Annotated in this window: 23 protein-coding genes, 1 tRNA gene and 1 pseudogene; 15 read left to right on the top strand and 10 right to left on the bottom strand. The window is 60.2% G+C overall.

The window, feature by feature from the left end; translation table 11 throughout:
- From YH62_RS30595 to YH62_RS26145, 3 genes and pseudogenes are all read left to right on the top strand, one after another.
- Positions 1 to 606 (top strand): annotated as a pseudogene (locus tag YH62_RS30595) (hypothetical protein); the annotation flags it as partial.
- Positions 607 to 648: 42 nt separating this feature from the next.
- Positions 649 to 1494 (top strand): hypothetical protein, encoded by an 846-nt coding sequence (locus YH62_RS29195; protein ID WP_052760522.1) that lies wholly within the window; start codon positions 649 to 651, stop codon positions 1492 to 1494.
- Positions 1494 to 1826 carry a hypothetical protein gene (locus tag YH62_RS26145; RefSeq protein ID WP_046797236.1) on the top strand — a complete coding sequence of 111 codons (333 nt, stop codon included), beginning with the start codon at positions 1494 to 1496 and terminating at the stop codon, positions 1824 to 1826. Before YH62_RS29195 ends, YH62_RS26145 begins: the two co-directional genes overlap by 1 nt.
- A 216-nt stretch (positions 1827 to 2042) precedes the next feature.
- Here YH62_RS26145 and YH62_RS26140 read toward each other — a convergent pair whose 3' ends face one another.
- A complete protein-coding gene (locus YH62_RS26140) occupies positions 2043 to 3302 on the bottom strand; it encodes an acyltransferase (RefSeq protein ID WP_046797235.1) in 1260 nt (419 codons plus the stop codon).
- A gap of 662 nt (positions 3303 to 3964) precedes the next feature.
- The gene (locus YH62_RS26135; RefSeq protein ID WP_046797234.1) at positions 3965 to 4171 is read right to left on the bottom strand and encodes a hypothetical protein; all 207 of its coding nucleotides are present in this window, start codon (positions 4169 to 4171) and stop codon (positions 3965 to 3967) included.
- Positions 4172 to 4251: 80 nt separating this feature from the next.
- On the opposite strand from YH62_RS26135, the gene YH62_RS26130 reads away from it, so the two are divergent.
- The 3 genes from YH62_RS26130 to YH62_RS26120 all read left to right on the top strand — a co-directional run bounded on the left by YH62_RS26130 (position 4252) and on the right by YH62_RS26120 (position 6126).
- On the top strand, positions 4252 to 5064 hold the full coding sequence (locus YH62_RS26130; RefSeq protein WP_046797233.1) for a membrane protein: 813 nt from the start codon (positions 4252 to 4254) through the stop codon (positions 5062 to 5064).
- A complete protein-coding gene (locus tag YH62_RS26125; protein WP_046797232.1) occupies positions 5064 to 5312 on the top strand; it encodes a hypothetical protein in 249 nt (82 codons plus the stop codon). Before YH62_RS26130 ends, YH62_RS26125 begins: the two co-directional genes overlap by 1 nt.
- A 445-nt stretch (positions 5313 to 5757) precedes the next feature.
- Positions 5758 to 6126, top strand: coding sequence for a hypothetical protein (locus tag YH62_RS26120; protein WP_046797256.1), 369 nt, complete (start codon positions 5758 to 5760; stop codon positions 6124 to 6126).
- A 199-nt stretch (positions 6127 to 6325) separates the two neighbouring features.
- Here YH62_RS26120 and YH62_RS26115 read toward each other — a convergent pair whose 3' ends face one another.
- The 6 genes from YH62_RS26115 to YH62_RS26090 all read right to left on the bottom strand — a co-directional run bounded on the left by YH62_RS26115 (position 6326) and on the right by YH62_RS26090 (position 9057).
- Entirely contained in the window at positions 6326 to 6673 is a 348-nt protein-coding gene (locus YH62_RS26115) for a hypothetical protein (RefSeq protein WP_046797231.1), read from the bottom strand.
- 17 nt (positions 6674 to 6690) lie between these two features.
- The gene (locus YH62_RS26110) at positions 6691 to 7437 is read right to left on the bottom strand and encodes an SOS response-associated peptidase (protein WP_046797230.1); all 747 of its coding nucleotides are present in this window, start codon (positions 7435 to 7437) and stop codon (positions 6691 to 6693) included.
- Between the two features lie 15 nt (positions 7438 to 7452).
- The gene (locus YH62_RS26105; protein ID WP_046797229.1) at positions 7453 to 7791 is read right to left on the bottom strand and encodes a hypothetical protein; all 339 of its coding nucleotides are present in this window, start codon (positions 7789 to 7791) and stop codon (positions 7453 to 7455) included.
- Positions 7784 to 8464: a hypothetical protein gene (locus YH62_RS26100; RefSeq protein WP_046797228.1), complete on the bottom strand. Its 681-nt coding sequence runs from the start codon at positions 8462 to 8464 to the stop codon at positions 7784 to 7786. Before YH62_RS26100 ends, YH62_RS26105 begins: the two co-directional genes overlap by 8 nt.
- 144 nt (positions 8465 to 8608) lie before the next feature.
- The gene (locus YH62_RS26095; RefSeq protein ID WP_046797227.1) at positions 8609 to 8860 is read right to left on the bottom strand and encodes a DUF982 domain-containing protein; all 252 of its coding nucleotides are present in this window, start codon (positions 8858 to 8860) and stop codon (positions 8609 to 8611) included.
- Between the two features lie 11 nt (positions 8861 to 8871).
- Positions 8872 to 9057, bottom strand: a complete 186-nt coding sequence (locus YH62_RS26090; RefSeq protein WP_052760521.1) for a hypothetical protein — start codon at positions 9055 to 9057, stop codon at positions 8872 to 8874.
- 214 nt (positions 9058 to 9271) lie between these two features.
- Here YH62_RS26090 and YH62_RS26085 point away from each other — a divergent pair.
- The 6 genes from YH62_RS26085 (at position 9272) to exoR (ending at position 17507) form a co-directional block, all read left to right on the top strand.
- Positions 9272 to 9345: transfer RNA gene (locus YH62_RS26085), tRNA-Cys, on the top strand.
- Positions 9346 to 9892: 547 nt separating this feature from the next.
- Positions 9893 to 10543 (top strand): protein-L-isoaspartate O-methyltransferase, encoded by a 651-nt coding sequence (locus tag YH62_RS26075; RefSeq protein ID WP_082118522.1) that lies wholly within the window; start codon positions 9893 to 9895, stop codon positions 10541 to 10543.
- A gap of 224 nt (positions 10544 to 10767) precedes the next feature.
- Positions 10768 to 11586: a DUF2497 domain-containing protein gene (locus YH62_RS26065; RefSeq protein ID WP_046797222.1), complete on the top strand. Its 819-nt coding sequence runs from the start codon at positions 10768 to 10770 to the stop codon at positions 11584 to 11586.
- A gap of 119 nt (positions 11587 to 11705) precedes the next feature.
- Positions 11706 to 14537, top strand: a complete 2832-nt coding sequence (locus YH62_RS26060) for a valine--tRNA ligase (protein ID WP_046797221.1) — start codon at positions 11706 to 11708, stop codon at positions 14535 to 14537.
- Between the two features lie 441 nt (positions 14538 to 14978).
- On the top strand, positions 14979 to 16220 hold the full coding sequence (locus tag YH62_RS26055; protein WP_046797220.1) for an OmpP1/FadL family transporter: 1242 nt from the start codon (positions 14979 to 14981) through the stop codon (positions 16218 to 16220).
- 492 nt (positions 16221 to 16712) lie between these two features.
- Positions 16713 to 17507, top strand: a complete 795-nt coding sequence (exoR, locus tag YH62_RS26050; RefSeq protein WP_046797219.1) for an exopolysaccharide production regulator ExoR — start codon at positions 16713 to 16715, stop codon at positions 17505 to 17507.
- A gap of 102 nt (positions 17508 to 17609) precedes the next feature.
- Here the strand turns inward: exoR and xth are convergent, their stop codons facing one another.
- Both xth and erpA read right to left on the bottom strand, forming a co-directional pair.
- The gene (xth, locus tag YH62_RS26045) at positions 17610 to 18416 is read right to left on the bottom strand and encodes an exodeoxyribonuclease III (protein WP_046797218.1); all 807 of its coding nucleotides are present in this window, start codon (positions 18414 to 18416) and stop codon (positions 17610 to 17612) included.
- 71 nt (positions 18417 to 18487) lie between these two features.
- A complete protein-coding gene (gene erpA / locus YH62_RS26040; RefSeq protein ID WP_046797217.1) occupies positions 18488 to 18817 on the bottom strand; it encodes an iron-sulfur cluster insertion protein ErpA in 330 nt (109 codons plus the stop codon).
- Between the two features lie 130 nt (positions 18818 to 18947).
- On the opposite strand from erpA, the gene YH62_RS26035 reads away from it, so the two are divergent.
- From YH62_RS26035 to YH62_RS26025, 3 genes are all read left to right on the top strand, one after another.
- The gene (locus YH62_RS26035) at positions 18948 to 20165 is read left to right on the top strand and encodes a deoxyguanosinetriphosphate triphosphohydrolase (RefSeq protein ID WP_046797216.1); all 1218 of its coding nucleotides are present in this window, start codon (positions 18948 to 18950) and stop codon (positions 20163 to 20165) included.
- A gap of 52 nt (positions 20166 to 20217) precedes the next feature.
- On the top strand, positions 20218 to 21975 hold the full coding sequence (gene argS / locus YH62_RS26030; protein WP_046797255.1) for an arginine--tRNA ligase: 1758 nt from the start codon (positions 20218 to 20220) through the stop codon (positions 21973 to 21975).
- Between the two features lie 64 nt (positions 21976 to 22039).
- A complete protein-coding gene (locus YH62_RS26025; protein ID WP_046797215.1) occupies positions 22040 to 25144 on the top strand; it encodes an SPOR domain-containing protein in 3105 nt (1034 codons plus the stop codon).
- Positions 25145 to 25189 lie beyond the last annotated feature (45 nt).

The following is a 25189-nucleotide window of genomic DNA, read 5'->3' as shown; positions in this document are numbered from 1 at the left end:
CTCTATACCGTCAATGGCGTCCAGCGCACGCGCTTCGCCATCCTGGCGGATCAGTTCGTGGTCACCGATGGGAACCAATACACGCTTCCCATGGTGTACGAGAATGGAGTGCTGAAGCTCTCCGGCGTGCAGATATCGTGGGCGGATATCGAAAGCGCAGTCATAAACAACGCCGTCTTCGGGACAACGAACTTGGACTATAACGCTGTATCCGCACGTGGGGACTTCTCGGGATCGGGAAGCCTGGCACTCACCGACCCGAACAATGTCTGGCATACGATCGGCACCTTGGGGATCGATAACCCGAACCCCTCCGCTGTCATGCTTCATATTGTCGGTAGCTACAGCGGAAGCCTTGGCCCGAATGCGAGCGGCACCTTCAGCATGCGGGTGGTCAATGAAACCACTGGCGAGGTTTCGTATAGCTTCGCCTTTTCGTTCTCGACTGGCGGCTCGTCGGCCCAGCAAGGGCGCGATATCAACAATATGGCCATCAGTGTCTTTGACGTCCGAGGCGGCAATACCTACCGCGTCCAGATCATGAAATCGACCGGTAACATCCCCGGCGCGAACTTCCAGGTCAAAATGCTGTGGTGGAAGCGCTGACGCCTTCCGCCATTCTCTCTCCCAACTAGGGCAATCTCTTAAATGGCTACTCCTCCTTACACGACAGGGACCATCACCCTGACGAACGGCAGTGCCGTGGTTACTGGCACCGGCACAGCTTGGCAGATCGCGCTCATCGTTGGCGGCGTCATATATGTGCAGGCTGCGGGAGGCAACCCGCTGCCGATCCTGAGCGTGGACAGCAACACGCAGATCACGGCGGCGATCGAGTGGACAGGCGCGAGCGGTGAGTATTCCTACGCCATCCAGGTCAACAACGACGTCAATCAGGTGCTGCGGAATGCTCAGGCGCTTTCGGAGTATATTCAACGGCTGGATAACCCTTCGCTGAGCGCACTGGCATCGCTGCCGCCAGAGGCCAACCATGTGCCGGTGTTCACCGGACCTGAGACTGCCGCGCTGGTGGAGTTGGGAGCGGAGTTCCGTCAGGCGGTTGGCATAAATGATGCCAACGGGTTTGTTCCCAACAATCAACTTCGAATTCTCGGCACAGTATCGCAGGCCTCGGGTGTGCCGACCGGATCCATAATTGAACGTGGCAGTAATGCTAACGGAGAGTATGTGCGCTTCGCAGATGGAACGCAGATTTGTACGAAGTCAATCGCGAACGCTGGTCCAATCAACATTCCGAATGGAAGCGCTTTTCTTAGTCCTGGCCCCCGGCTCCTTGGCAGCTGGGCCGCGGCGTTCTCTGCAATTCCAAACAGGCATGCCTCGGCAGGATCATCGGGTGACATCTCATGCTTTATCTACGCCACGCTTCCGCCAACGCAAACTGACGCGGGTACGATTCATTTAGGTAGGCTGACAGGTTCAGATGTTCTGAACTTCACAATCCAGGTCACCGGAATAGGACGGTGGAATTAATGCGCGTTTCCTTCTCTCCCCAGCGCCGCAACGACGCGCTCAAAGCGCACAAGTCCGGCGATATCATAACTCTCAACGGAGAATCCTTCGATTTCTCGGAGCTTCCCGCTGGCGCGACCATTCCTGCAGGCGAGGTGCCTTGCGAATGGATTGTCGGTCCTGTCGAGCGGATCGATGGCGAAATCCATCTGACGCTGATCCTTCCGCACGGGCCTAATCCTTCTTCGGCGGTGGCTTCGCCTGCGCCGCTGGTCAGCCCGCCGGATGGTGTTCTCGATCTCCCCAGAGATCCGCGTGCAGTCGAAGAGGAGACCGATGATGTGGAAACCTAACCTATCCAAGATCGTTACGGCCGAGCAGAAGGCTACCGAAGGTCGCGCGACCCTGCTGTCAGCCTACAAGGCTGCCTTCGACGCTCACCTCGACGCGGTAGCCCGGCAACGCCAGTACGACAATCGCCTGACGATCGTCAGCTACAAGGGCAGCACCAACCCCCAATGGAATGCTGAGGCTGAAGCCTTTATCGCGTGGCGTGACGCAGCCCTGAGCTACATGTTTGATCGCCTTGCAGCGGTCGAAGAAGGGTCTATTGCGCCTCCAAGCGTGGGCGAATTCATTACAGGTATTGATCCGATCGAATGGCCATGACGGAACGTCGGCTGTTGTCTGTTAAGGAGGGAAATGATGCCTGCTCCAACTCCGTCGGCTAGCTTCATTGCAAACTTGTCCACCGTCGCCGCAAAAAAATGCGCGATGAGCAAGCTCAGGCCAACAACAACAAGGCAGGCAACTGCAGAAGAGATTTTCACACCCCAAAAAGGTGCCAATTCTGTAATCGTCCAGGCGCCTATCGTAAAATAGACTGGGAGGTGGATGAGATAGAGGGAAAAAGAAATACGGCCCAGATAGCGGCAAGCAGCTCCTGAAATTTTCGATTGGAGGGTCGGACAAAAGCACGCTGCGGTGACGATTAATGCCGCACCAAACGAGTTGATCGCGAGCTGGAATGCGTTGGCGGCATTGCCTGAAAGCGAGAGTAGTGCGGTGACGCTTTGAAATTCCGGCCATGTCACTCGAACGGCACCAGCGAAGAGCCCAATACAGATCAGAGTTATTGCTCCAATCTCGTTGATCTTCAGACTCTTAAACTTTAGGAACGTGCTTCCCAGCAGAAACATTGATAGGTGAATGGCGGTTTCACCAAATGCCAAGACCGAAACACTTGCGGTGACCGCGGCGATTAGAATGTATCGAGGACTGCTGTAGAAGACTGCTGCGAAGCAGAACAGCAGCAGGCTGCCGGCGAATTCAATATTCATCGTCCAGAGAACGCCATTATAGGCTGATCGGCCAATAATGGTCGAGAATAAGCCATATTCGAAAACCTCGGAAAGCGGCATAGAGGTGTTTGGCCGGGCTTCAAGCCAACCATGGCCGCCGATGATCCGAGAGGCCTCCGCTGTGTGCGGGCCAATGAACCGATAGAGCAGGTACGCCAGTACCATTGAAGCAAAGATGGGCGGTGTGAGCCTGAAATACCGCTTCACCGCGGCTCCGAGTAGCACCCTTGAAGATCGAGTCTCATCGAACTTCTTGATCAGGACGAAGCCGCTTAGGATGAAAAAGATAGCTACGGCCAAGGTGCCGCTAGTGAGGGCCAAGTAAAGGGAAGGAAGGATACCGCTTGGTCCCGGATAAACTCCCTGAGTGGAGGCAGCGGTCAAAATCAGAGCCTCTAAATGCCCGAGCAGCACCGCCAAGGCTGCCAGTCCCCGGAGACCGTCCAGATGGTCATATCTATTATGCATTGAGGCCCCAGCATAGAAACAGCATGTAAGGGATAGCAGCGCCTCGGGAGGCCGGTCAATCGTAGGTGGTGGATAAAGAATGGCAGTTTGATGCGCCAATCATCGATTGCGCTCGTACGGCCCATCCCGTGGCCGCTCTAGAACTTCCGGCCGGCGCACTCCAAGACTTGTGCACCGGCCAGCGGCTGGCTGCTGAAGGAGCGCCTTGCCGCAATCCTTATGTGGCCCTTTGAGGATGCTCGATCAAGGCAAGCATAGGACCGGCAAGTATGGACTCCTACCGGTCCTACGGTCGCGGTGGAGGTCAATCGGCATTCGGCCGCGACGTTCCTGAACGTCTCGGCGCATGTTCTGTTCCCGGCTGGGTCTTTTGGGTGAGAGGCCCGCGCGAGACTGATTGGGAACGCGCGGACCTCTCTCCACCGCGAGCGGGTGTGGGATTGCCGCGACAACCAAATTCTAGTGCCACCAAGGGTTCCCCACAAATTGGTCATTTGACGTAACTGAACATGAAAGAGGCCTGGTAGGGCTGCTACTCCACCAGGCCTCACGGCTGCGAATTTCGATCGAGGGAGATGGGCGTTCGCAGCGGCACATAGAACACCGTTCGTCCTGAATCGGTTCCCTTCGACCAAAAGAAAATCACGATCGTCACGCCGCGATTAAATCGCGCCGTTTTGCCGGTCGTGAGTTCCAACGCTCACCTGGGGCATCTGGCCATGTCCGGTGAGCATCGTCAGTACCTCGACATCTACGGTGAGGCCGGATTCGTGAACCCTGCGAATAGCCTTGTTTAGTATCCGCATGGCCTCTGCCATGGCTTCTTCGGCTTCTGCGCGTTCGTCCAGTGTCGAAAGTTCAATGCTCATTCAGCGCTCCCTATGCCGGGGAAAGGTAACAGCCATGCCGGCGATTGATAATTCCTAGCACATAATCAGGAGAGAAAACCATGACACGACGCATCAACGCGGCGGCGGATTCCTATTACGTTTATCGCCCGATGCTCGACCTCATCGGCTTCACTGAGGGCACCGACAAGGGCGACGGCTACAACGAAACGCTTGCCTACGGCGCTTACACCGGCGGCGATGTGAACCTCACCGAGATGACGCTGGCGAATCTCGACGCACTGCAGTCGCAGATGCTCAAGCATCCGAAGAACAAGCTGAACTCGTCCGCCTGCGGTCGGTATCAGATTGTCCGCACTACGGCTCGCAAGATCCGGAAGGACTTGCCCGATCGGTACCCGGCGACCCGCAAGTTCGACAAGGAATGCCAGGACGAGATGGCCTGCTACCTGCTCGGCATCCGTGGCATCGACAAATACCTTGCCGGCCGGCTCAGCGAGGACACCCTCATCAATAACCTTGCCAAGGAATGGGCGAGCCTGCCCACGACGGCAGGCAAGGGGCACTATGGCGGCCAGCATGCTGCGGTATCCACCCTCAAGGTGCGATCGGTACTTGCCGAGGTGAAGCGACGACACGCGGAGGACCAGCCGATCGAGACCGTCGAAGTATCGGTTGAAAAACCGGTCGTGCCGGAAAAGGTCGAGCAGAAGGTGAAGGAAAAGTCGAACTGGCTGACCTGGCTGACCGGCGGTGGTGGTCTGAGCACCATAGGCCTCGGTTGGCTGGCCGGCATGGACTGGCAGGCGATCGTCGCCGGCGGCGTGGTGCTGGTGGTCGTTCTTCTCCTTTTCGTGCTGCTTCGCAGCCAGATCATCGCCGCCGTTCGCGAGATCAAGGCGGAGGTCGGTTGATGACCCTCTTCGACTGGATGAAGCTCGGCGTCGGCGGGATCGTCGGCGCTGCTCTCATGGCCGCACCAGCCTATATCTACGGCCGCCAGGAAGCGACCGAGGCGGTCAAGATCGAGGCGGCAAAGAACGCCCTCAATCGCATCGAGAACCTGGAGAAGAACAATGCGAATTTCCGCAAGCTTTCGGATCGCGATCGTTGTCTTGTCTTCATGCGTGACAGCGGCCTGCCAGAGCGGGAGTGCGACTGACGGCTCCGGTTATCAGATCGTGAGGTTTTCCGACGCTCAGGCGGCGCGGCTGGCCTCGCAGGATGTCACGGCCGGCCCGGCGATCGCATCGAACAATGATCAGTGCCGGCAGGATGCCGGGTGCCGGAAGTAGGCTAGTTCACCGTCTTCCCCGGCGCTCGGATCACCGATCGCATCATTCGCCTGAGGTCGGGCTCTCGCTCTTCACCTTCATCCGGATTGCAAACGGGGCAAGGCATACCGGCCCCACCGCAATGGCAGGCCTTCGGGCCAGCCCAGGGCCGGTTCGGATGAACCTCACAGACCCAACCGGTATCGTCGCACTTCTCGCATCGCATATCGGCACCAATCCCGCTCTCGGTCGATCAGATCGAGGGGCGCATGAACTCTATACCACAACACGCATCATATGAGGGCCGGGGAATTGACGAGCAAGGAAACGGACATGGTCACGGTACCAACTCCCACCTGGAAGTTCGAATGGAACCTGAACACCCTGGTCAGCCTCATAGGCTTCATCGGGATTTTCTTCGCTTGGGGCGCCACCTGGAACCAGGTGCAATCCGAGATGCGGGCGAACTCCGCTGCGATCGAGCGGCTGGATAAGCGCCTCACCGCGGCGGAGGTGGCGCTGCGAACGCTGGACACTCAGGAAATCCGGATTGCCGCCGTCGAGAAGCAGGCGAGTGAAGCCGCCGTATCGATGCGATCGCTCGAAAGCACGCTGAATACCCTCGGCTCCGATATCCGGGTGGTGCGGGAAATCCTGCAGAGGATCGAAGGTGATCGGCCTCCGCCTACCTCGATCCGGTAGCCCGAGCGTTTCTCTTGATTTCATCCCACTGCGGATAGTGTTCGTAGCACCACCATGTGACCGGCTCCGCCCTGGTCCGTGCAAAACCGAACTCTCCGAACTGCCCACATCCTTCAATGCAGCAATAATGGTTTACGTGGATCGATGATTCCGGTTGGCTTGTGCGTCCTTCGTCGGCCAATCTGTCGTTCTCCTGCGTTTAGTATTCGGTTTCCTGGGCGTTCCACCAACAGATTTCTATGGCGTCGGCATCGTCCGGCGGCACATCCCAATCCGGGGGAAAGCATTCCCACCACAAGGCGAGAGCGGCCTCGCGAGAGGCTGTGTAGGGTGGAATAACCTTCCCGTCGGCGAGCCATTCGCCGTCTTCTCGCCGCTCCATCTTCTTGCGCCCGATCAAGGCGGCAAGCTCGACATCGACTTCGCGGTCAGGTGCCTTCATGGTCGAGAGCCGTTCCATAAGGCGGCGATAGCGGATTTTGGGTTCTCTGGTTTCCCACTCAATTCTCCGCATCTCTCGTGCCCAGGCCTCCAGGTCGAGTTCCATCGCACTTCTCCCTTGAGCTACAGCAGCAAGCCTTGCGGCTCCGGCGCTGCTTCCTCGCGTTTCGGCAACAGAACCAGGTCATCATCGGGCAGGGGCCTTTGCAGCTTTCCCGCCTCTTCCCAGGGCGCTGACAGCCAGGTCTCGATCTCATCCTCGTTCCGCAGGATGACCGGCATTGCCTTCTGGTGAATAGGGCCGACGACGCCGTTCGGATCGGTCGTCAGGAAGCCGAACAGATCGCACGTAATCAGCCCTTCCTTGACCTTGCGGACGCATTCCCAATCCTTCACCCATATCCCGGCGAAGAACATCAGGGGCTCGCTCTCGTCGCCGGCAAACCATGCGTTCGGAATGCGGCCACCGCCGGCGCTGGCCGGATCGGGTTCAGCAAACCGGGTGAATGGAACGACACAGCGGTTTGCCTCTCCGAGCCACCGGCGCCAGTGCCTGCTTTCCACGCGTCGGACGTTCGTCGTTCCGCGGTCTGGTTCCATCTTCAACAGCTCGTTGAAATCCACTTGCTGCCCTTTTGCCCGCAGCTTGTCGGCCCTTTTGCTCGCCGCTTTCATCAGCGCCTCTTTCGAGCTCGGCATTCCCCATCTCACCCATGTCGCTTCGCGCTCGCCGGCGTTGTTCCTGACGATCGGCGCCATCTGGTCAGGATAGACGTCCAAGGACGGCTGCAGGTTGCCCAGGTGGTCGAATGATTTCGTCAACCTCCGAATGGCTTCCTGGTTGGTCGAGACGTTGTAGAGATTGCACATTCCGCTCTTCTCCCCTTAAAGCTTCCTGTCGCGCCAGATCGGCTTTTTCACCATCCTGATTTCCACGAGCTCGCGGATCTGCATGCCGACGATCTCGCTACCCATCACGCTCTTGAACTCCACTTCCATGTAGTCCTTGCGCATACACTTCTCGCATCGGAACCGGTGCTGGAGCTTCAGGACATGAACATCGCCCACGAGCTTGATAATGTCCAACGGGCGGTACGTCCTCGTGATCTTGCACAAGCGGCAGGTGATCTTCACATACTGGCCCAGCATATGCGCATCGGTGAGCCTGGGTATCCGCGCTTCCACCCTCGGATGGGCAAAGCCCTTGTATTCGACGCTAGGCATATCGTTTGCTGTTCATTTCTTCATAGAGCTGCTCGACGCGACACATGGCGTCTAGCCGCGAACCCTCCCAACCGCTGCCTTTCCCCGGGCGCTTCCGTCGATGCCCTTCGACGCCGTACAGTATCCAGAACCAGATATCCTTGCTGGTGGATACCGTCTCAAGCTGGAAGACCCTGCCTATCGGCTGAGTGCCGTCGAGGCCGATGAAATCCTCCGGCTCTTCTTCCGCCCAGCTATGTTGCCAGCGGTATCGAGGCTTCGACCCTGTTGGGATTTTCTGCCAGCCCATCCAGCCATTGTTGTCGCCAACCCGAATTGCGGCGTTCCTCACACGCTCTGCCCGGCGCTCTTCCTCTTCTGCACGTCGGCGGGCAGCTTCCTCTCTTTCCCTTCGCTCGCTCTCCCTTCTCTCCAGAATAGCCGCCTCGGCACTGCGCACCTGGTCGGTATAGGCGCCGCACGGCGGCTGGCTTCCGAAGGCGCGTCGATGCTCACAGTCCTTTGTTGCGTTCATGACGAGGACTTCAAGCAGCACATCGGGTGAGGACGTCTTGAGAACCTCCGCTTTCGACAGATCCTGCCGAAAGTCGCATTGCGTGCAGGCAATCTCGATTATCTCCTCCGGCACGTCTCTCAGCGAAACCAGTTTTCTAGGCCTCTCGGCTTCGGACACGACTTCTCCTTCGCGCTTTTCGCGCGTTCTTCTTTTGTAACTTTTCATAGGGAGCGCCGCCGCATTGCGGCTCCGATGTTCTGATTATGTTCTCATCCGATGCGATGAGTCAATGATGAATGTTATTAAGAACTCGCTGATGGACTATTGATCGCGGATGAAGACGCCGGCTTCCGCCGCGGCTTTGAGGAAGGCGCTCCGGGAATCCTCTGCCGGTCGCTCCCCTTGCATTACGGCAAGGCACACGCGCTGCGCTTCCCAAAACTCCTCCCCATCATCAACGGGCCAGCGCTTCAGCAGAGCCCGAGCGGCTTCCTCCGCGCTGGTGATAGTGCGAAACCCGCCGCGATCGTCCTCTTCGAATGTGACGGGCGTATCCCACCGGCCTGGGTCCATCGCCGCGCTCCCTAATCAAGCTTCCGTTTCAGCGCATGCAGCAGCGCCTCCAGCTCCGCATTTGAGCCGGCGGCAAGCATGAGGTTGTCGGCGACCTCGATGATTGCCGTCAGGACCTCGGTCTCCTCCCATCCAGCCTTTACCGCATCCTCGATGAGATCCTGCAGCGGCAACTCGACCGCCATCTGGCAGAACATGTGCCGGTTCTCGTCTCCCATAGGGAGCGTTGGGGAAGGGATGTCGCTCATACCGGAAAGGATAGGGCGGCGAGTGATTCGGGGAAGGAGGAGGCGAACGTTGTGGAAACGAGCGTTCAGAATGAAAAAAGGACAGCGTTCAGAATGAAGGGTATTGCGCCCATTGTAGATTCGTTCTAATGCCCGGCCACCACTCGCTTTTACAGCATCGGACGGCCTCGTGGCGGAGTGGTGACGCAGAGGACTGCAAATCCTTGCACCCGAGTTCGATTCTCGGCGAGGCCTCCATCTTCCTTCTTTTTCATTGTTCTCCCGGCAGCGGGCGAGATCAAGCGATCTCCAATCGCGGCCGAAATCCTGCTCGGCGCGGGCCGGCTCTGACCCTGATCGGCGATGCTGGAGTTGGTGCTCGGGCGGATTCGGAGAGTGCGGAAAACGTGCAGGGCCCCCAAAAAACCGTGAGCGGCTGGCCTATTCGATCTCCCAGCCGCTCACACCCCCATTTGAGACCCACCCGGTCCCAAGGATGATGATGATCCTGTACGGGCAGAGAAGCAATTTGTCCCTACGGGCTAAACGGAAGGGACTAGTCGCCAAGGGAAGTTTCGATTGCGTTCCGAACTCCGGCGTGCAGGGCAACGCTACCGTCGACACAAGGAAGGACGACCGATGCGCCGGCCTTTCCACAAAGCGGGTTTCGCCGCTTCGATAGCGGATTATCACCTCTCCCGAGCCACTCTTGGCGTTTTTTGCATTGAAAGCGTTGCGCCTCGCCAGTAAGACGAGGACGCATGAATTCGGCGAAGAGCGCCGGTGGTTTGGGACGACGGACATGATGGATTTCGAAGCAGCACGAACGAAGATGGTCGACAACCAGATCCGCACGACGGATGTCACGTCGCATTCGCTGCTGCGGGCTTTCTATACGGTGCCGCGCGAGGAATTCGTGCCCGCCGCGGCGAAACCGCTCGCCTATATCGATACCGATATCGAAATCGCTCCCGGCCGATACCTGATGGAGGCATCGCCGCTCGCCAAGCTTCTGCAGCTCGGCGCGATCGGCAAGGAAGATGTCGTGCTGGAGATCGGCGCCGGTACCGGATATGCGGCGGCGGTCCTGTCGCTGATTGCCGGCTCGGTCGTGTCGCTGGAAAAGGACGAGGCCCTGGCTTCCCAGGCGACCGAAACGCTGGCCCGTCTCGGATATGACAATGTCGCGGTCGTGACGAGCGATCTCGAGAAGGGGTATGCGGCGGAAGCGCCCTACGACCTGATTTTCATCAATGGCGCCGTCGAGGAAATCCCGGCCTCCCTCATGGATCAGCTTCGGGATGGTGGCCGGCTGGTCGCCGTGGTGGGCTATGGCAATGCGGCGCGGGCGAAGCTCTTCGTGCGCGAGCAGGGCGTCGTGTCGGAAGGCGTGCATTTCAATGCATCGGTCAAGCCGCTTCCGGGCTTCCAGAAGGCGAAGGAATTCGTCTTTTAAGCCATTCTGCTCCTGAAGCAGCGCTTGAGAAATGGATGCGGGCCGGGCTTTTGTCCGGCTCTTTCTTTTGGCGGTGTTGCCCTCGGGACTCGCTGTCGAAACAAATCTGTGTATCGCACAAGCCATTGACCCGGCTGCAATTGTGTCTCTGCGCCGCTGCCGTAAACTTATGTTGATTCGAGTTTCGGCGGACTTCGGACCCGATGCGGCAATAGGGGATTGATATGGCGCAGCCAAATGTAGTGCGTGAACCCTCCATGGAAGAGATCCTGGCCTCCATCCGCAGGATCATCGAGAGCAACGAGCCGGTGGGCGAGGGTGCTTTTTCCGGGCCGCTTCCTCCGGTCTATGCGGAGGAAGAGATCGAGGACGCCGAGGAGGGCGTCAATTACGCGCCCGAAATGCCGGCGAACGATCCCGGCGAGCCGCGTCACCGGTCGATGATGGGGGCGGATGAGCCGGCTGCCTCCGCGGAAAAATCCATGTCTCTTGCCGATGTCGCGGCCCGCGTTCGTGCCGCTTCGGTACGCCAGCAGGAAATTGCCACTGCCCGTCCGGCATCCGCGTCTGCGCCCCTTGCTCCGCCTCCTGCCGCCGAACGACCGGCGCCATCGGCCGTCGCCCGCCTGCTGGAACTGCGTGATGCGGCTGCATCGCAGCCTGCTCCAGCCGTCCAGCCGACAAGGGCGCCGATCGCCGAACCGTCGGCCTACCAGGTTCAAGCGAGGATGGAGCTGGAGCCGGAGATGCAGGAGCGGCGGCCGGAGCCGCGTTTTGCCTCAGCACCCGAGCAAAAAAGCCTGCCCGCCAGGATCGAGAGTGCCGCCGGCCTGATCTCCGCGGAGGCCGGCGCGCAGGTCGCCCGCTCGTTCAGCGAACTGGCAGCCGTGTTCGACGGCATAGAGAGGCGCTCGCTGGAGGAGATGGCCAGCGAGATGCTGCGTCCGATGCTGCAGGAATGGCTGGACGATAATCTGCCGACGCTGGTCGAGCGTCTGGTGCGCGAGGAAATCGAGCGCGTGGCGCGCGGTTCCCGCCGCTGATTTCCTCTTGACCGAAGGCAAGAGCCGCCTGGGTGTTCCCGGCGGCTTTTTTATTGACTTGGAACAACCCATCCTATTTACACCGCGATACCTCTCAAAGAACAGAACCGGGGCAGGAAATGCTCGAAAAGACCTATGATTCCGCAACCGTAGAACCGAAGATCGCCGCCGCCTGGGACGAGGCCGAGGCCTTCCGCGCCGGCGCCAATGCCAAGCCGGGTGCGGAAAGCTTCTCGATCGTGATCCCGCCGCCGAACGTGACCGGCTCTCTGCACATGGGCCACGCGCTCAACAACACGCTCCAGGACATCCTGGTCCGCTTCGAGCGCATGCGCGGCAAGGACGTCCTGTGGCAGCCGGGCATGGACCATGCCGGCATCGCCACGCAGATGGTGGTCGAGCGGCAGTTGATGGAACGTCAGCTTCCCGGTCGCCGCGCGATGGGCCGTGAGGCCTTCATCGAGAAGGTCTGGGAATGGAAGGCGGAATCCGGTGGCCTCATCTTCAACCAGTTGAAGCGCCTGGGCGCCTCCTGCGACTGGTCGCGCGAACGCTTCACCATGGACGAGGGCCTGTCGGAAGCCGTTCTGGAAGTCTTCGTCAGTCTCTACAAGGAAGGCCTGATCTATAAGGACAAGCGCCTCGTTAATTGGGATCCGAAACTGCTCACCGCGATTTCCGACATGGAAGTCGAGCAGATCGAGATCAAGGGCAATCTCTGGCACCTGCGCTACCCGCTGGAAAAGGGCGTCACCTATCAGTATCCGATCGCCTTCAATGAAGACGGCAAGCCGACGGAGTGGGAAACGCGCGACTATCTGGTCGTCGCGACCACACGCCCGGAAACCATGCTCGGCGATACGGGCGTGGCGGTGAACCCGGATGACGAACGTTACAAGGGCATTATCGGCAAGCATGTCATCCTGCCGATCGTCGGCCGCAAGATTCCGATCGTCGCGGACACGTATGCCGACCCGACGGCAGGCACCGGCGCGGTGAAGATCACGCCCGCCCACGATTTCAACGATTTCGATGTCGGCAAGCGGACGGGTCTCCGCGCAATCAACATCATGAATATCGACGGCACGATCACCATCAAGGACAACGAGGATTTCCTCGAGGGCCTCGATCATCCCGCCGCGTTGCACGGCGCCTGGGATCGGCTGGAAGGCCAGGACCGTTTCACGGCGCGCAAGATCATCGTCGAAATCTTCGAGGAAGCCGGCCTGCTCGACAAGATCGAGCCGCACACGCATGCGGTCCCGCATGGCGACCGCGGCGGCGTGCCGATCGAGCCGCGCTTGACCGAGCAATGGTGGGTCGACAACAAGACGCTCGCAAAGCCTGCGATCGCATCGGTTCGAGAAGGCCGCACCAAGTTCGTGCCGAAGAACTGGGAAAATACCTACTTCCAGTGGATGGAGAACATCCAGCCGTGGTGCATTTCCCGCCAGCTCTGGTGGGGACACCAGATTCCGGCCTGGTATGGCCCGGACGGCCAGGTCTTCGTGGAGAAGAGCGAGGAAGAGGCGCTCGAGGCCGCCATCCAGCACTATCTCGCACATGAGGGGCCATGGAAGGTCTGGGTTCAGGAGAAGATCGAGAACTTCAAGCCCGGCGAGATCCTCACCCGTGACGAGGATGTGCTCGATACCTGGTTCTCCTCAGCGCTCTGGCCCTTCTCGACAATGGGTTGGCCGGACCAGACGCCGGAACTCGCCCGCTACTATCCGACCAGCATCCTCGTGACCGGCTTCGACATCATTCCGTTCTGGGTGGTCCGCATGATGCAGATGGGCCTGCATTTCATGAAGGATGAGGAGGGCAACCCTGTGGAGCCTTTCCACACGGTGTACATCCATGCGCTGGTTCGCGACAAGAACGGCCAGAAGATGTCGAAGTCGAAGGGCAATGTTATCGACCCGCTCGAACTGATCGACGAATACGGCGCTGACGCGCTCCGCTTCACGCTTGCCATCATGGCGGCGCAGGGCAGGGACGTGAAGCTCGATCCTGCCCGTATCGCCGGCTACCGCAATTTCGGAACAAAACTCTGGAACGCGACGCGTTTCGCGGAGATGAACGGCGTCAAGCGTGATCCGAAATTCATTCCCGAGACCGCGACGCTCACCGTCAACCGCTGGATATTGACGGAACTTTCGAAAACCATTCGCGAAGCGACCACCGCGATCGAAACGCAGCGCTTCAACGACGCCGCCGGTTCGCTCTATCGCTTCGTGTGGAACCAGGTCTGCGACTGGTATCTGGAGCTCCTGAAGCCGATCTTCTCCGGTGGAGATGAAAAGGCGAAGGCGGAGGCACAGGCGTGCACCGCCTATGTGCTGGAAGAGACGTACAAGCTCCTCCATCCCTTCATGCCCTTCATGACGGAAGAGCTTTGGGAGCACACGGCGTCGCGTGCGACACTGCTTTGCCATGCGGATTGGCCCGAACCGGAGTTCGAGGATGCGGCGGCTGCCGATGAGATCAACTGGCTCATCGATCTGGTTTCCGGCCTGCGTTCCGCCCGTGCGGAGATGAACGTGCCGCCTTCGGCCGTGGCGCCGCTTGTCGTCGTCGGCGCCAACGAGCTGACGCAGAGCCGCCTCGTCCGGCATGAGCCGGCAATCCGCAGGCTTGCGCGTGTCGAAAACGTCGAACTTGCCAAGACCGCTCCCAAGGGAGCAGCGCAGATCGTCGTTGGCGAGGCGACGGCATGCCTGCCGCTCGGCAGCCTTATCGATCTGGCGGCGGAAAAGGCCCGCATCGAAAAGGCGATCGGCAAGGCGGAAGCCGAGATGGAGCGGGTGGCCAAGAAGCTGGCGAACGAGAAATTCGTCGCGAATGCCGATCCGGAAGTCGTCGCGGCCGAGCGGGAACGCTTCACGGAGCTGGAGGTTCAGCTCGCCAGCCTCAGGACCGCGCATGCAAGAGTGAGCGAAGCCGGCTGAGCCTTCAGCCGGAGCTGACCGGTTCCGGCGATCTCCATACGGATCGAAGAAGTTCGGGCGCGCCTGTGGTGGATACTTCACCACAGGCGCGCCCGATGTGATTTGAGGGAATCAATACTGGTCGGGAATGCTCGACATTCTTCGCACACCCGGCCTTGGTCTCTTTATCCGCAATTGCATGTCTGTCGGTGCACAGAAGCAAAAAATGTTGCTCAACGGCAACATTCCATGCCCGTGAAGTATAAAATTCTATCCGCCGCCGGATGTCTGCGAAAAATTAGGTAATTTTATGCGTAAGGGGGCGGATCTCTGCCCCTGTTTCATTTTCTTACGTAAGTTTGAAGACACTTCGCGGCCAGTGCTCTCCGGCCCCGTAAAGTTGTCATTTAGAGCTAAACATCTAGAGTGATTCTCATCACTTACCAGGGAGTGGGAGCAATTATGGTAAGCAAAAAAATATCGAGGGGCCTGCTGGTGGTTGCCGCAGGTTGCGCCGTTCAATCAACGGCTTTGGCGGGAGGTCTTGAGCGCGGCGGGGGCTACAACATCGATCTTCTTTTCGATCCGTCACGTTTCGCGGTGGAATCCACCGCCACGTTCGTGATGCCGCAGCGGAAGGTGAAGAACGTCCGGGACATCAATCCCGCAAACGGCAATCTGAACGCGATACCGGGTTATTCCACCGAGGCGGACGATTCCGAAAACTACTGGTCGCCGCGTATCGGCGCGAAAGCGTCCATCGGCGATGCGGCGGACTGCATGTTCGACTATTCGCAGCCTTACGGCGCTCACGCGAACCCCGGCGCTCGGTGGGCGGGCGCGAGCGACAACGTCGAAACCAAGGTGAACAGCGACAACTATGCAGTGACCTGTTCCTATAAATTCGATATGGGCCCTGGCAAATTCCGCGTGATCGGCGGCGTCAACTATCTCGAGATGGATGGTTTCAAGGAGCGTCTTCTGGTTCCGCCGGAGCTTCTCGGTGCGCTCGGGCTGCCTGGTACTGGCATCGGTCGTCTCGATCTCGAAGGTGACGGCTGGGGCTGGCGCGCAGGCGTGGCCTATGAAATCCCCGAATACGCGATGCGCGCGAGCCTGATGTATTACAGCCAGGTGAAGCTCGACAACATCACCGGCACGGTGGATATGACACAGGTGCCGTCGGCCTTGCATCCGCTCGGTGGCCGGATCATTCCGGTCGAGGGTTCCGCCGCGATGCCGGATGCGCTCGAGTTGAGGGTGCAGTCGGGCATCGCGCCGGATTGGCTCGCCTTCGGTTCGGTGAAGTGGACCGACTGGAGCCAATTGCAGCGCGTGGTTTTCTACAGGGGAGCAACCGAAATCACCTCGCTCGATCTCGGCTATCGTGATGGCTGGACGATCACGGGCGGTATCGGCCACAAGTTCAACGATCAGTGGAGCGGTGCTGTCAGCGTCACCTGGGATCGCGGTACCTCCCAGGAGTTCGGCACGCTGAGCGATACCTGGCTGTTCACCGCGGGCGTGGCCTATTCGCCCAACCAGAATGTCGAAATCCGGCTTGCCGGCGTTCTCGGCATTCTTACCGGCGGCGAGTCCCGTCCGACGACCATCGATGGCGTTGGCGTCGGTCGCGAAGCGACCTACGAATACGACAGCGATCTGGTGGCTGCCCTGTCCACCTCGCTCAAGGTCAAGTTCTGATCCGCTGATGGAATATCTCGAATGATGAAAAGGCCCGGTTCGTCCGGGCCTTTTTCCAGTGAGCGCCGGTCGGGCGTCGAAGGTGGCTAGGGGTCGCTGGATCTGTGTCGATTTGGCAACAGTTTTTTATGACAATTTGTCCATAGTGTGTGCCGCGTCGATCTGTCCATTTCCCGCCACAAACGAGGAGCAGCGATAGACCGGCAAAAGTCGCGGATCGCGGGGGGCGACCGCGGTATTTGGAGTATCATGGGCGGGTTTCTTGAGAAAAAGCCGGGTGTTCGAGAGATTGGAAGGCGATCGTCTTTCAGATCTTCGAGAGTTGCGGCTGCGGGTCGTAGTCTTGCCGAAAACGGCAGCTACAGTTTCCTTCATCTGTCAGTGACGACGGCTGCCGACTCTTTTCGGACGGCCGAGCTGCTGGGAGAAACCGAGACTGGACAGCTGGTCCAATTCCGCTTGGGTCTCGAGTAGAGTGGAAGAAACTGTATCATGCCGAAATCTAACGTCGGATCCATGAAAGTATTGCTTCTGGGCATGTCGCTGGCCTCGGTGCTGGCGAGTTCGGCTGCGGCCTTCGATATCAATGCGGGGGTCTCAAAGGAATCGGGTCCCTTCGACCTCTTCAAGTTCGGTTTCAAAGCCTACAAGAACGGCCAGAAGGAAGATGCCGTCGAAGCCTATCGCTACGCCGCCGAAAAGGGGCATACCGGTTCGCGCTGGGCGCTTGCCAACATGTATGCCTACGGCGATGGCGTCGCCAAGGACGATTTCGAGGCCTTCAAGATCTACAACGAGATCGCGGCACAGGGCGTCGAGCCGGGTTCGGAAGACACCGGCTTCTTCATCAACGCGCTTTTGTCGCTTGCCAACTATTACCGCCGCGGCATTCCCGGCAGCCCGGTCAGGTCCGATCTGGCCCAGGCGCGCCAGCTCTATTTCCAGGCAGCCTCGACTTTCGGCGTGGCGGAAGCGCAGTTCCAGCTCGCCAGGATGATCCTTGCCGGCGAGGGCGGCACCGCGAACATCCAGCAGGCCAAGAAATGGCTGAACCAGGCGCGCAAGAACGGTCATGCAGGCGCCATGGCCGTGTTTGGAAACGTGCTTTTCCAGGAAGGGCAATCCGTGCGCGGGCTTGCCTTCCTTACGGCAGCCCTCGATCACTGCAAGAAGAATGATTGTCCCTGGATGCAGCAGATGCAGGAGCAGGCCTTCTCGCTGGCTTCCGAAGAGGACCGGCGCGTTGCAGTCGTGCTGGCGCAGGAATTCGCCAAGGGCGCCGACTAAATCCACCTATCAGCGGGGATGCTCGCGGATATCGCTCCGCGTGCATGAGTCATTTCGGATAACCCGCTCACAAGGCGCGAGAATTTCTTTTCATGCGGCTGATCAGGCTGCGAAATCGAAGTGCCCGACAACCGGTACATGGTCGGAGGGCTTCTCCCAGGCACGCACATGCTTTTCGATGACGGTCGATTTCAGCCGGTCGGCCGCTTCCGCCGAAAGGAGCAGGTGATCGATGCGGATGCCGTTGTTCTTCTGCCAGGCCCCCGCCTGGTAATCCCAGAAAGAGTAGAGTTTCGTGGCGTCCGTGGTGGCGCGGACGGCGTCCACCAGGCCGAGATTTTCGAGCCGCCGGAATGCCGCGCGGGTTTCGGGCAGGAAGAGCGCATCGCTCGCCCATACGGCAGGATCGAAACAGTCGTGCGGTTCGGGAATGACATTGTAGTCTCCCGCGAGAATCAGCGGTTCTTCAAGCAGGAGCAGGTTTGCGGCATGGGCGCGCAGCCGTTCCATCCAGGAAAGCTTGTAGGGATATTTGACGGGATCATCGGCAGGATTGCCGTTCGGTAGGTAGATCGACGCGACGCGCAATGCGCGGCCCGGAAGCGAGAAGACGGCCTCGATATAGCGGGATTGCTCGTCCACTTGTCCATCCGGGCCATTGCCGCCCGGAAGTCCGCGCATGACCTCATCCGGCTTGATCTTGGAAAGCAGCGCCACGCCGTTGAAGCCTTTCTGGCCATGGGTCTCGACGTGGTAGCCGAGCGCTTCGATCTCCAGGCGAGGAAAGGTCTCGTCGACCGACTTGATCTCCTGTAGGCAGACGATATCCGGCGCCGAATCCGCCAGCCACTGACGCAGGTTATCGATCCTGGCCTTTACGCCATTGATGTTCCAGGTGGCGATCTTCATGAAACCCGCTCTCCTTCGTAGGCCTCCTTTTTAACGAAAGAGAAGGCCTTGGGAAGGTGCGAAGATCGATATCAGATGGAAAAGCTGGTGCCGCAGCCGCAGCTTGCAACCGCGTTGGGATTCTTGATCTGGAAGGACTGGCCGAGCAGGTTGTCGACGAAATCGATTTCGGAGCCTTCCATATAGACGAGGGACAGGCTGTCGATCAGCACCTTGGCATCGCCGTTCGCGATCACCACGTCATCGTCCTGTGGGGATTCGGCGAGGTCGAATTTGTAGGAAAAGCCGGAACAGCCGCCGCCTTCCACCGAAACACGCAGGGCCTGTTTGCCGGCTTCGTTGCCGACGATCTCGGCGATCCGCTTTGCGGCGGCATCCGAGAGGGTTACATTCGCTTCCATTTTTCCGCCTCCTGCCGGGGTCAAGGCCCGGAGAGATTTGATGTCAACTGCTTTGCGCAAGTTTGCTCTATAGGTATGAAGGCGTGAACGGCACGTCAATGGGCATGCAGGCAGGAACCAGGAAAGCAGCATGACGATCGATACCAGAGCACTAGGCTTCGGAAGCGGCGAGAGAGCGGTCTATGCGACCGACCCCTGGTCTTCGCGCGGCCGACTCTTCCCCGAAACAAGCAGCCTGACCCGCTCCGAGTTCCAGCGGGATCGCGATCGCATCGTTCACACCACCGCCTTTCGCCGCCTGAAGCACAAAACGCAGGTCTTCATCAGCCCCGATGGCGATCATTACCGCACCCGGCTCACCCATACCGTCGAAGTGGCGCAGATCGCCCGCGCTCTGGCCCGCGCCCTGAAGCTCGACGAGGATCTCGCCGAAGGGGTGGCCCTGGTGCACGACTTCGGCCACACGCCGTTTGGCCATACGGGCGAGGATGCGCTCGATGAACTGCTGAAACCCTATGGTGGTTTCGATCATAACGCCCAGTCGCTTCGCATCGTCACCAAGCTGGAGCGGCGCTATGCGGATTTCGATGGGCTCAACCTGACCTGGGAAAGCCTTGAGGGGCTGGTGAAGCACAACGGCCCGCTTCTGACGAAGACGGGCGAGGGCACGCGCGGTCCGGTGCCGCAGCCGATCCGGGATTACTGCGAACTTCACGATCTGGAACTCGCAAGCTTCGCGAGCCTGGAAGCGCAGGTGGCGGCGATCGCCGACGATATCGCCTACAACACGCACGACATCGATGACGGATTGCGCGCAGGCCTGCTCACCTTCGAGATGCTGGAGGAGGTTCCGTTTCTGTCGGAACTGATGGCAGAAGTGCGCAGCCGCTATCCGCATCTCGAAGCTAGCCGCTTCACGCACGAGATGATGCGCCGGCAGATCACCCGTATGGTCGAGGATGTGATCGGCGTGGCGCAGGATAGGCTGAAGGAACTCAAACCGAAGAGCGCGCAGGATATCCGTGACGCGGACCGGGTTACCGCCACCTTTTCCGGGCAGATGGCGGAGACCGACCGGCAGATCAAGAAACTGCTCTTCTCGCACATCTACCGCCATCCGGAGATCATGCGCATTCGCGCGGGCGCGGCCCAAATCCTCTCCGACCTCTTCAACGCCTACATGGCCGATCCGACCCTGATGCGAAGCCACTATTGGGTGAACCACATTGCCGGGCTCGGCGAGGCCGCAAGGGCCCGCCATGTGGGCGATTATCTCGCCGGCATGACCGATACCTATGCGGTCAAGGCGCATGGCGAGTTGTTTGACCATACACCCGATTTGCGATAGGCACCGCGACCGATACGGGTGCCTCGCCGCAATCTGAGGCTGGATGGATGAGATGAACCTTTTTGCCGATTTCGAAGTCAGAATTAAGAGCGCGCTGGAAACCCTTGATATCATCAAGGAAAAGCGAAGCGACGTCGATTTCGGCCGTGTCACCGTCGAGCCGCCCCGCGACCAGAGCCATGGCGATGTGGCGACCAATGCCGCCATGGTGCTGGCGAAACCGCTGGGCACAAATCCCCGGGCGCTCGCCGATCTCATCGCCGAGCGGCTGCGGGACGATGCGGATGTCCGCGAGGTTTCGGTCGCCGGCCCCGGCTTCATCAATATCCGGCTGGCGACCGGCTATTGGCAGCGGCTGCTCGCTTCGGTGATCGAGGCAGGCACCGATTACGGCCGCTCGAAGATCGGCGCCGGCAAGAAGGCGAATGTGGAATATGTGTCGGCCAATCCGACCGGCCCCATGCATGTCGGACATTGCCGTGGTGCGGTGGTGGGCGATGCGCTGGCCAATCTCCTGGCCTTCGCCGGCTACGACGTCGCCAAGGAATATTACATCAACGACGCGGGCAGCCAGATCGACGTGCTCGCGCGTTCCGTCTTCCTGCGCTACCGCGAGGCGCTTGGCGAGAACATCGGGGAAATCCCGTCCGGTTTCTATCCGGGTGATTATCTGGTCCCGGTCGGTCAGGCACTGGCGGACGAGTTCGGTCCACGGCTTCACAACATGCCGGAAGAGGAGTGGATGCCGCTCGTCAAGGACAGGGCGATCGACGCGATGATGAAGATGATCCGCGAGGATCTGGATGCCCTCAACGTCCATCACGATATCTTCTTCTCCGAACGGATGCTGCATGCCGACGGCGCTCAGCGCATCCGCACCGCGATCAACGATCTGACCTTCAAGGGCCATGTCTATCGCGGCACGCTGCCGCCGCCGAAGGGGCAGTTGCCGGAGGATTGGGAAGACCGCGAACAGACGCTCTTCCGCTCGACGGAGGTGGGAGACGATATCGACCGGCCGCTCATCAAGTCGGACGGAAGCTATACCTATTTCGCGGCCGACGTCGCCTACTTCAAGGACAAGTACGATCGCGGCTACGACGAGATGATCTATATTCTCGGGGCCGACCACGGCGGCTATGTGAAGCGGCTCGAGGCTTTGGCGCGGGCGGTTTCGGGCGGCAAGGCGAAGCTCACCGTTCTGCTTTGCCAGCTCGTGAAGCTCTACCGCAATGGCGAGCCGGTGAAGATGTCGAAGCGCTCCGGCGATTTCGTCACGCTGCGCGACGTGGTGGACGAAGTCGGCCGCGACCCGGTCCGCTTCATGATGCTCTATCGCAAGAATTCGGAACCGTTGGACTTCGACTTTGCAAAGGTTACAGAGCAGTCGAAGGACAATCCCGTCTTCTACGTGCAGTATGCCCATGCGCGCTGCATGTCGGTTTTCCGGCAGGCGAGGGAGGCTTTTCCGGGCCTTGATACCGATTCGCTCGACCTTGCGGCCGCCGCGAAGGATATTGCCGACGAGAACGAGTTGCAGCTCGTCGCCAAGCTCGCCGAGTATCCACGGCTAATAGAGGCGGCAGCACTGTCCCAGGAGCCGCACAGGCTTGCATTTTACCTCTATGATCTGGCAAGTTTCTTCCACGCTCACTGGAATAAAGGCAAGGATCAGCCTGAATTACGGTTTGTTAACGATAAAAACCGAGAATTGAGTATTGCCAGACTTGGGCTGGTGCGTGCTGTCGCTTCTGTTTTGAAGTCCGGGCTTGCCATAACGGGCACTGCTGCACCGGACGAGATGCGATAGTATTGTCACCGTTTCCCCACAATGCACTGGCAAAGCTTGTTGGTGTAGGTGAGTGGACGGGACAATGGCAGACAACAATCTTGCACGTAACCGGAATGACGTTCCGGATTTTCTTGCCGATGACGATCCGCTGGCGGAACTCGCGCGCATCGTAGGGTATGAGGATCGCCCGGTGGCGCGGACCGCGCCTCCGGTTGATGCTCCGCGTCAGGAGCCGACCTTCAATCTCGAAGACGAGCTTTTACGAGAGTTCGAACGGTACGATACGCCCCGCCTTGATCCCGCTCACGACATCGCGCTTGACGATGCTCCCGGCCTTGTCGAGGAAGAGGCGGTGACGCCTTCGCTCAATTCCTTCGACGCACAGGTCGAGCCCGAAGCCCGCGAGATGAATTCTCCCGAGGTCGAGCCGAGCCTATCCGAGCCTGTGTTTTCTCCGGCCGGTCCGGAGGTCCCCGAGGCGGAAGAGCCGGAGGCCGAGGCGGTTGAAGCGCAGGCCTATGTCGATATTGCCGGGCATGATCGCTACGACAGCGAGCCGGTCACCTTTGATGCGGTCGAGGTGGATGCCGAGCCGGTTTCCGCTTTTTCCGATCCGGAGCCGTTCGAGGTACCAGCCGAAACGCCGCACGCTCCCGATATCGAGGAGCCGTCCTTCGTTCCATCTCGGAATGAACAGGTCATGCCTCGCGAAGAGGCCGTGATCGCCGCCCCCGACTTGGATGCGTTCGATCTCGCCTCCGAACTGGAAACGTCCATCGGGGTCGCGCCGGCGGTCCAGGGCGCGCCCGTCGTCGGGCGTGCGCCGGAGCCGGTTCGCAAGGCGGCCTACGAGCCCGGCTTCCGCATGCCGCTCGCCAATTTCAGCGCCGCCCGTTCTTCCGGTCCGACGGCATCGGTGATGCCGGATACCGCCGTGGCGAGCGCCGCAATCGCGCCCGCCGCGCCCACCGCAGTTTCCGAGCCGCCGGTAGTTCCTTCGGAAGCGCCGGTTGCCGCAGCGCCTGTTGCGCAGGAGATGCCCAAGGCCGAAGCGAAGATTACGGCTTCTTCCGTCGAAACTGTCTCGGTTGCGGCATCCACGGCCACTTTCGGGTCGGTCTCTCCCGCTTCGGCTTCGTCCGAGGATGACTTCTCCGCTCTCGACGCGCTGATCTCGGATGTTGAGCGCTATACGCCGCCCGCCGCCGCCGCCGACGCTGCTGCGCCGGCGCAAGCAATCTCTTCGCCCACACGGGCTCCGGCGGTGGAGCCCGTGGCTCCGGCCGCCGTCAAGGCCCCTGCAGCGGTAACGCCGCCGCTCGTCGCGAACATGGACGACGATCTCTTCGGGGACGATGATTTCGAGCTCGCGCTGGATGAGCTCGATCTCGATCTGGATCTCAGCGAAATCAACCTCGATGAGGAAGACAAGCGCCCGATGAAGCCGGAGGCCGTTCAGGTTCCGCCGGCAAAACCGGTAGCGCCGCTCAAGATGGAGGTGGCTTCGCCGGCGGCGCGCTTCGAGCCCGTCGTCCACTCGCGCGTGTCCTCCGCACCGGCTTCCTTCTCTTCACCACCGATCTCTTCGGCACCCGTTGCGGTCGCGGTCCGGCCCCAACCGGCGCCTGTTGTCGTGCCTCCGCCGGTTGTCGCAAGAGAAACGATACCAGCGGATTCTCCGTCGGCCTTCGATCCTGCGCTGATCGCGGATGCCGACGAGCACCCGGAGGCCATCGCCGACTTCGACGTCCCGGCGCTGCCGGTCGAAGAGCCGGAACAGGCACCGGTTTATCGTCCTGATTACGATCTCGATCTCGATGCGGAACTGGCCTCGCTGCTACGGGAACCGGCGCCCGCAAAGGCTGCTCCTGCCCCCAAGGAAGCGGAACCGGAATTCGTCGATTTCGGCGAGCCTGCGCAGGCGGCAAAGCCCGCCGCGCAGAACGACCTCGACGAATTCGAGCGCGCGCTTGAGGAAGATTTCCGCCGCAGTCTCGCAACGCCCTTACCGGCCGGACGAGATGTGGAGCGTGAAGCCGTCATTCCGGGTGCGGAAGTGGTTTCCAGCCGCTTCTCCCCAAGGATGGTTGTCATGCCGCTCGCCTTCCTGGGTGTGCTGGTGATTGGCGGTGGCGCGATCTATGCCTGGATGGGCAACGGTTCTGCTGGTCTCGGTTCCGGCGAGCCGGTGGTGATCGCCGCCGATAGCGACCCCATTAAGGTGCTGCCGGAAAATCCGGGCGGCAAGACCGTTCCGAACCAGGACAAGGCCGTTTACGATCGTGTCGCCGGTGCGGGACAGGAGGATCCGAAGCAGGAGGCTCTGATTTCCTCGAACGAGGAGCCGGTCGACGTCGTCCAAAAAACCTTGCTGCCGGAAACGCTTCCGCTCGAAGGCGAAAATGAAGGAGAAATCGGATCTACGCCGGTTGGGGAAACGGAAGACCCGCGCCTTCTACCGCAGGACGGAGAGCAGGCCGCGGCCGGTGCTTCCGCCGATCAGCCGATCGCGGTGATGCCGCGCAGGGTCAAGACGATGGTCGTACGGCCCGATGGCACCCTGGTCGAGCAGGAGGTCACTCAGCCGGCTCCTGCAGCCCAGCCCGCCGCACCCGCGCTCGCCGAAGCGACGGATGTGGGCGGCGTGCCGGCCGTTCCGGCAAACGCCACTGAAGTTGCCAGCGCCGCGCCGATTTCCACCTCGGCGCTTCCCGATCCCGCCCTTGCGGAACCGCCGCCTGCCGAAGCCGTCGTCGGCGCCGCTCCGGCGGAAGCTGCACCTGCAGTCCAGGCGCCCGCGATCGCCGCGCCCATTCCGACCGCGCGGCCTGCCGAGCAGCCCGTCAACGTCGTGGCAGCCGTCTCCGATCGCGGCAATGTTCGCGAGCAGGCTGCGACGCAGCCCGCTGCGGCTCCCGCCCAGCAGCAGACCGCGGCAATTCCGGGTGGCTACGTGATCCAGATCGCCTCGCTTCCCTCGGAAGCCGAAGCGCAGCGTTCCTACCAGAGCCTGTCCTCGCGCTTTTCCAGTGTCATCGGTGGCCGCGGCGTGGACATCAAGGCGGCGGCGATCCCCGGCAAGGGAACTTTCTACCGTGTCCGTATCCCGGCCGGCAGCAAGGCCGACGCTGTATCGCTCTGCGAGCGCTATCGCGGGGCCGGCGGAAGTTGCCTCGTCGCACAGTAGGGAACGTCAAGCTTGCTTGATAGACGGGGCGGTTTTCCGCCCCGT

Origin of the sequence: Rhizobium sp. LC145 (genome assembly GCF_001005825.1) — a bacterium.
GTDB lineage: Bacteria > Pseudomonadota > Alphaproteobacteria > Rhizobiales > Rhizobiaceae > Neorhizobium.
This window is presented reverse-complemented; position numbering and strand designations above follow the sequence as displayed.

What these genes read in the sequence shown, in the direction of transcription:
- YH62_RS26060 (WP_046797221.1), top strand. Translation starts at nt 11,706, where the DNA reads ATGCTCGAAAAGACCTATGATTCCGCAACCGTAGAACCGAAGATCGCC.
- YH62_RS26145 (WP_046797236.1), top strand. Translation starts at nt 1,494, where the DNA reads ATGCGCGTTTCCTTCTCTCCCCAGCGCCGCAACGACGCGCTCAAAGCG.
- YH62_RS26065 (WP_046797222.1), top strand. Translation starts at nt 10,768, where the DNA reads ATGGCGCAGCCAAATGTAGTGCGTGAACCCTCCATGGAAGAGATCCTG.
- YH62_RS26090 (WP_052760521.1), bottom strand. Translation starts at nt 9,057, where the DNA reads ATGTTCTGCCAGATGGCGGTCGAGTTGCCGCTGCAGGATCTCATCGAG.
- YH62_RS26140 (WP_046797235.1), bottom strand. Translation starts at nt 3,302, where the DNA reads ATGCATAATAGATATGACCATCTGGACGGTCTCCGGGGACTGGCAGCC.
- YH62_RS26110 (WP_046797230.1), bottom strand. Translation starts at nt 7,437, where the DNA reads ATGTGCAATCTCTACAACGTCTCGACCAACCAGGAAGCCATTCGGAGG.
- YH62_RS26125 (WP_046797232.1), top strand. Translation starts at nt 5,064, where the DNA reads ATGACCCTCTTCGACTGGATGAAGCTCGGCGTCGGCGGGATCGTCGGC.
- YH62_RS26120 (WP_046797256.1), top strand. Translation starts at nt 5,758, where the DNA reads ATGGTCACGGTACCAACTCCCACCTGGAAGTTCGAATGGAACCTGAAC.
- erpA (WP_046797217.1), bottom strand. Translation starts at nt 18,817, where the DNA reads ATGGAAGCGAATGTAACCCTCTCGGATGCCGCCGCAAAGCGGATCGCC.
- YH62_RS26115 (WP_046797231.1), bottom strand. Translation starts at nt 6,673, where the DNA reads ATGGAACTCGACCTGGAGGCCTGGGCACGAGAGATGCGGAGAATTGAG.
- YH62_RS26095 (WP_046797227.1), bottom strand. Translation starts at nt 8,860, where the DNA reads ATGGACCCAGGCCGGTGGGATACGCCCGTCACATTCGAAGAGGACGAT.
- YH62_RS26135 (WP_046797234.1), bottom strand. Translation starts at nt 4,171, where the DNA reads ATGAGCATTGAACTTTCGACACTGGACGAACGCGCAGAAGCCGAAGAA.
- YH62_RS26075 (WP_082118522.1), top strand. Translation starts at nt 9,893, where the DNA reads ATGGATTTCGAAGCAGCACGAACGAAGATGGTCGACAACCAGATCCGC.
- exoR (WP_046797219.1), top strand. Translation starts at nt 16,713, where the DNA reads ATGCCGAAATCTAACGTCGGATCCATGAAAGTATTGCTTCTGGGCATG.
- YH62_RS26130 (WP_046797233.1), top strand. Translation starts at nt 4,252, where the DNA reads ATGACACGACGCATCAACGCGGCGGCGGATTCCTATTACGTTTATCGC.
- argS (WP_046797255.1), top strand. Translation starts at nt 20,218, where the DNA reads ATGAACCTTTTTGCCGATTTCGAAGTCAGAATTAAGAGCGCGCTGGAA.
- xth (WP_046797218.1), bottom strand. Translation starts at nt 18,416, where the DNA reads ATGAAGATCGCCACCTGGAACATCAATGGCGTAAAGGCCAGGATCGAT.
- YH62_RS26055 (WP_046797220.1), top strand. Translation starts at nt 14,979, where the DNA reads ATGGTAAGCAAAAAAATATCGAGGGGCCTGCTGGTGGTTGCCGCAGGT.
- YH62_RS29195 (WP_052760522.1), top strand. Translation starts at nt 649, where the DNA reads ATGGCTACTCCTCCTTACACGACAGGGACCATCACCCTGACGAACGGC.
- YH62_RS26035 (WP_046797216.1), top strand. Translation starts at nt 18,948, where the DNA reads ATGACGATCGATACCAGAGCACTAGGCTTCGGAAGCGGCGAGAGAGCG.
- YH62_RS26105 (WP_046797229.1), bottom strand. Translation starts at nt 7,791, where the DNA reads ATGCCTAGCGTCGAATACAAGGGCTTTGCCCATCCGAGGGTGGAAGCG.
- YH62_RS26025 (WP_046797215.1), top strand. Translation starts at nt 22,040, where the DNA reads ATGGCAGACAACAATCTTGCACGTAACCGGAATGACGTTCCGGATTTT.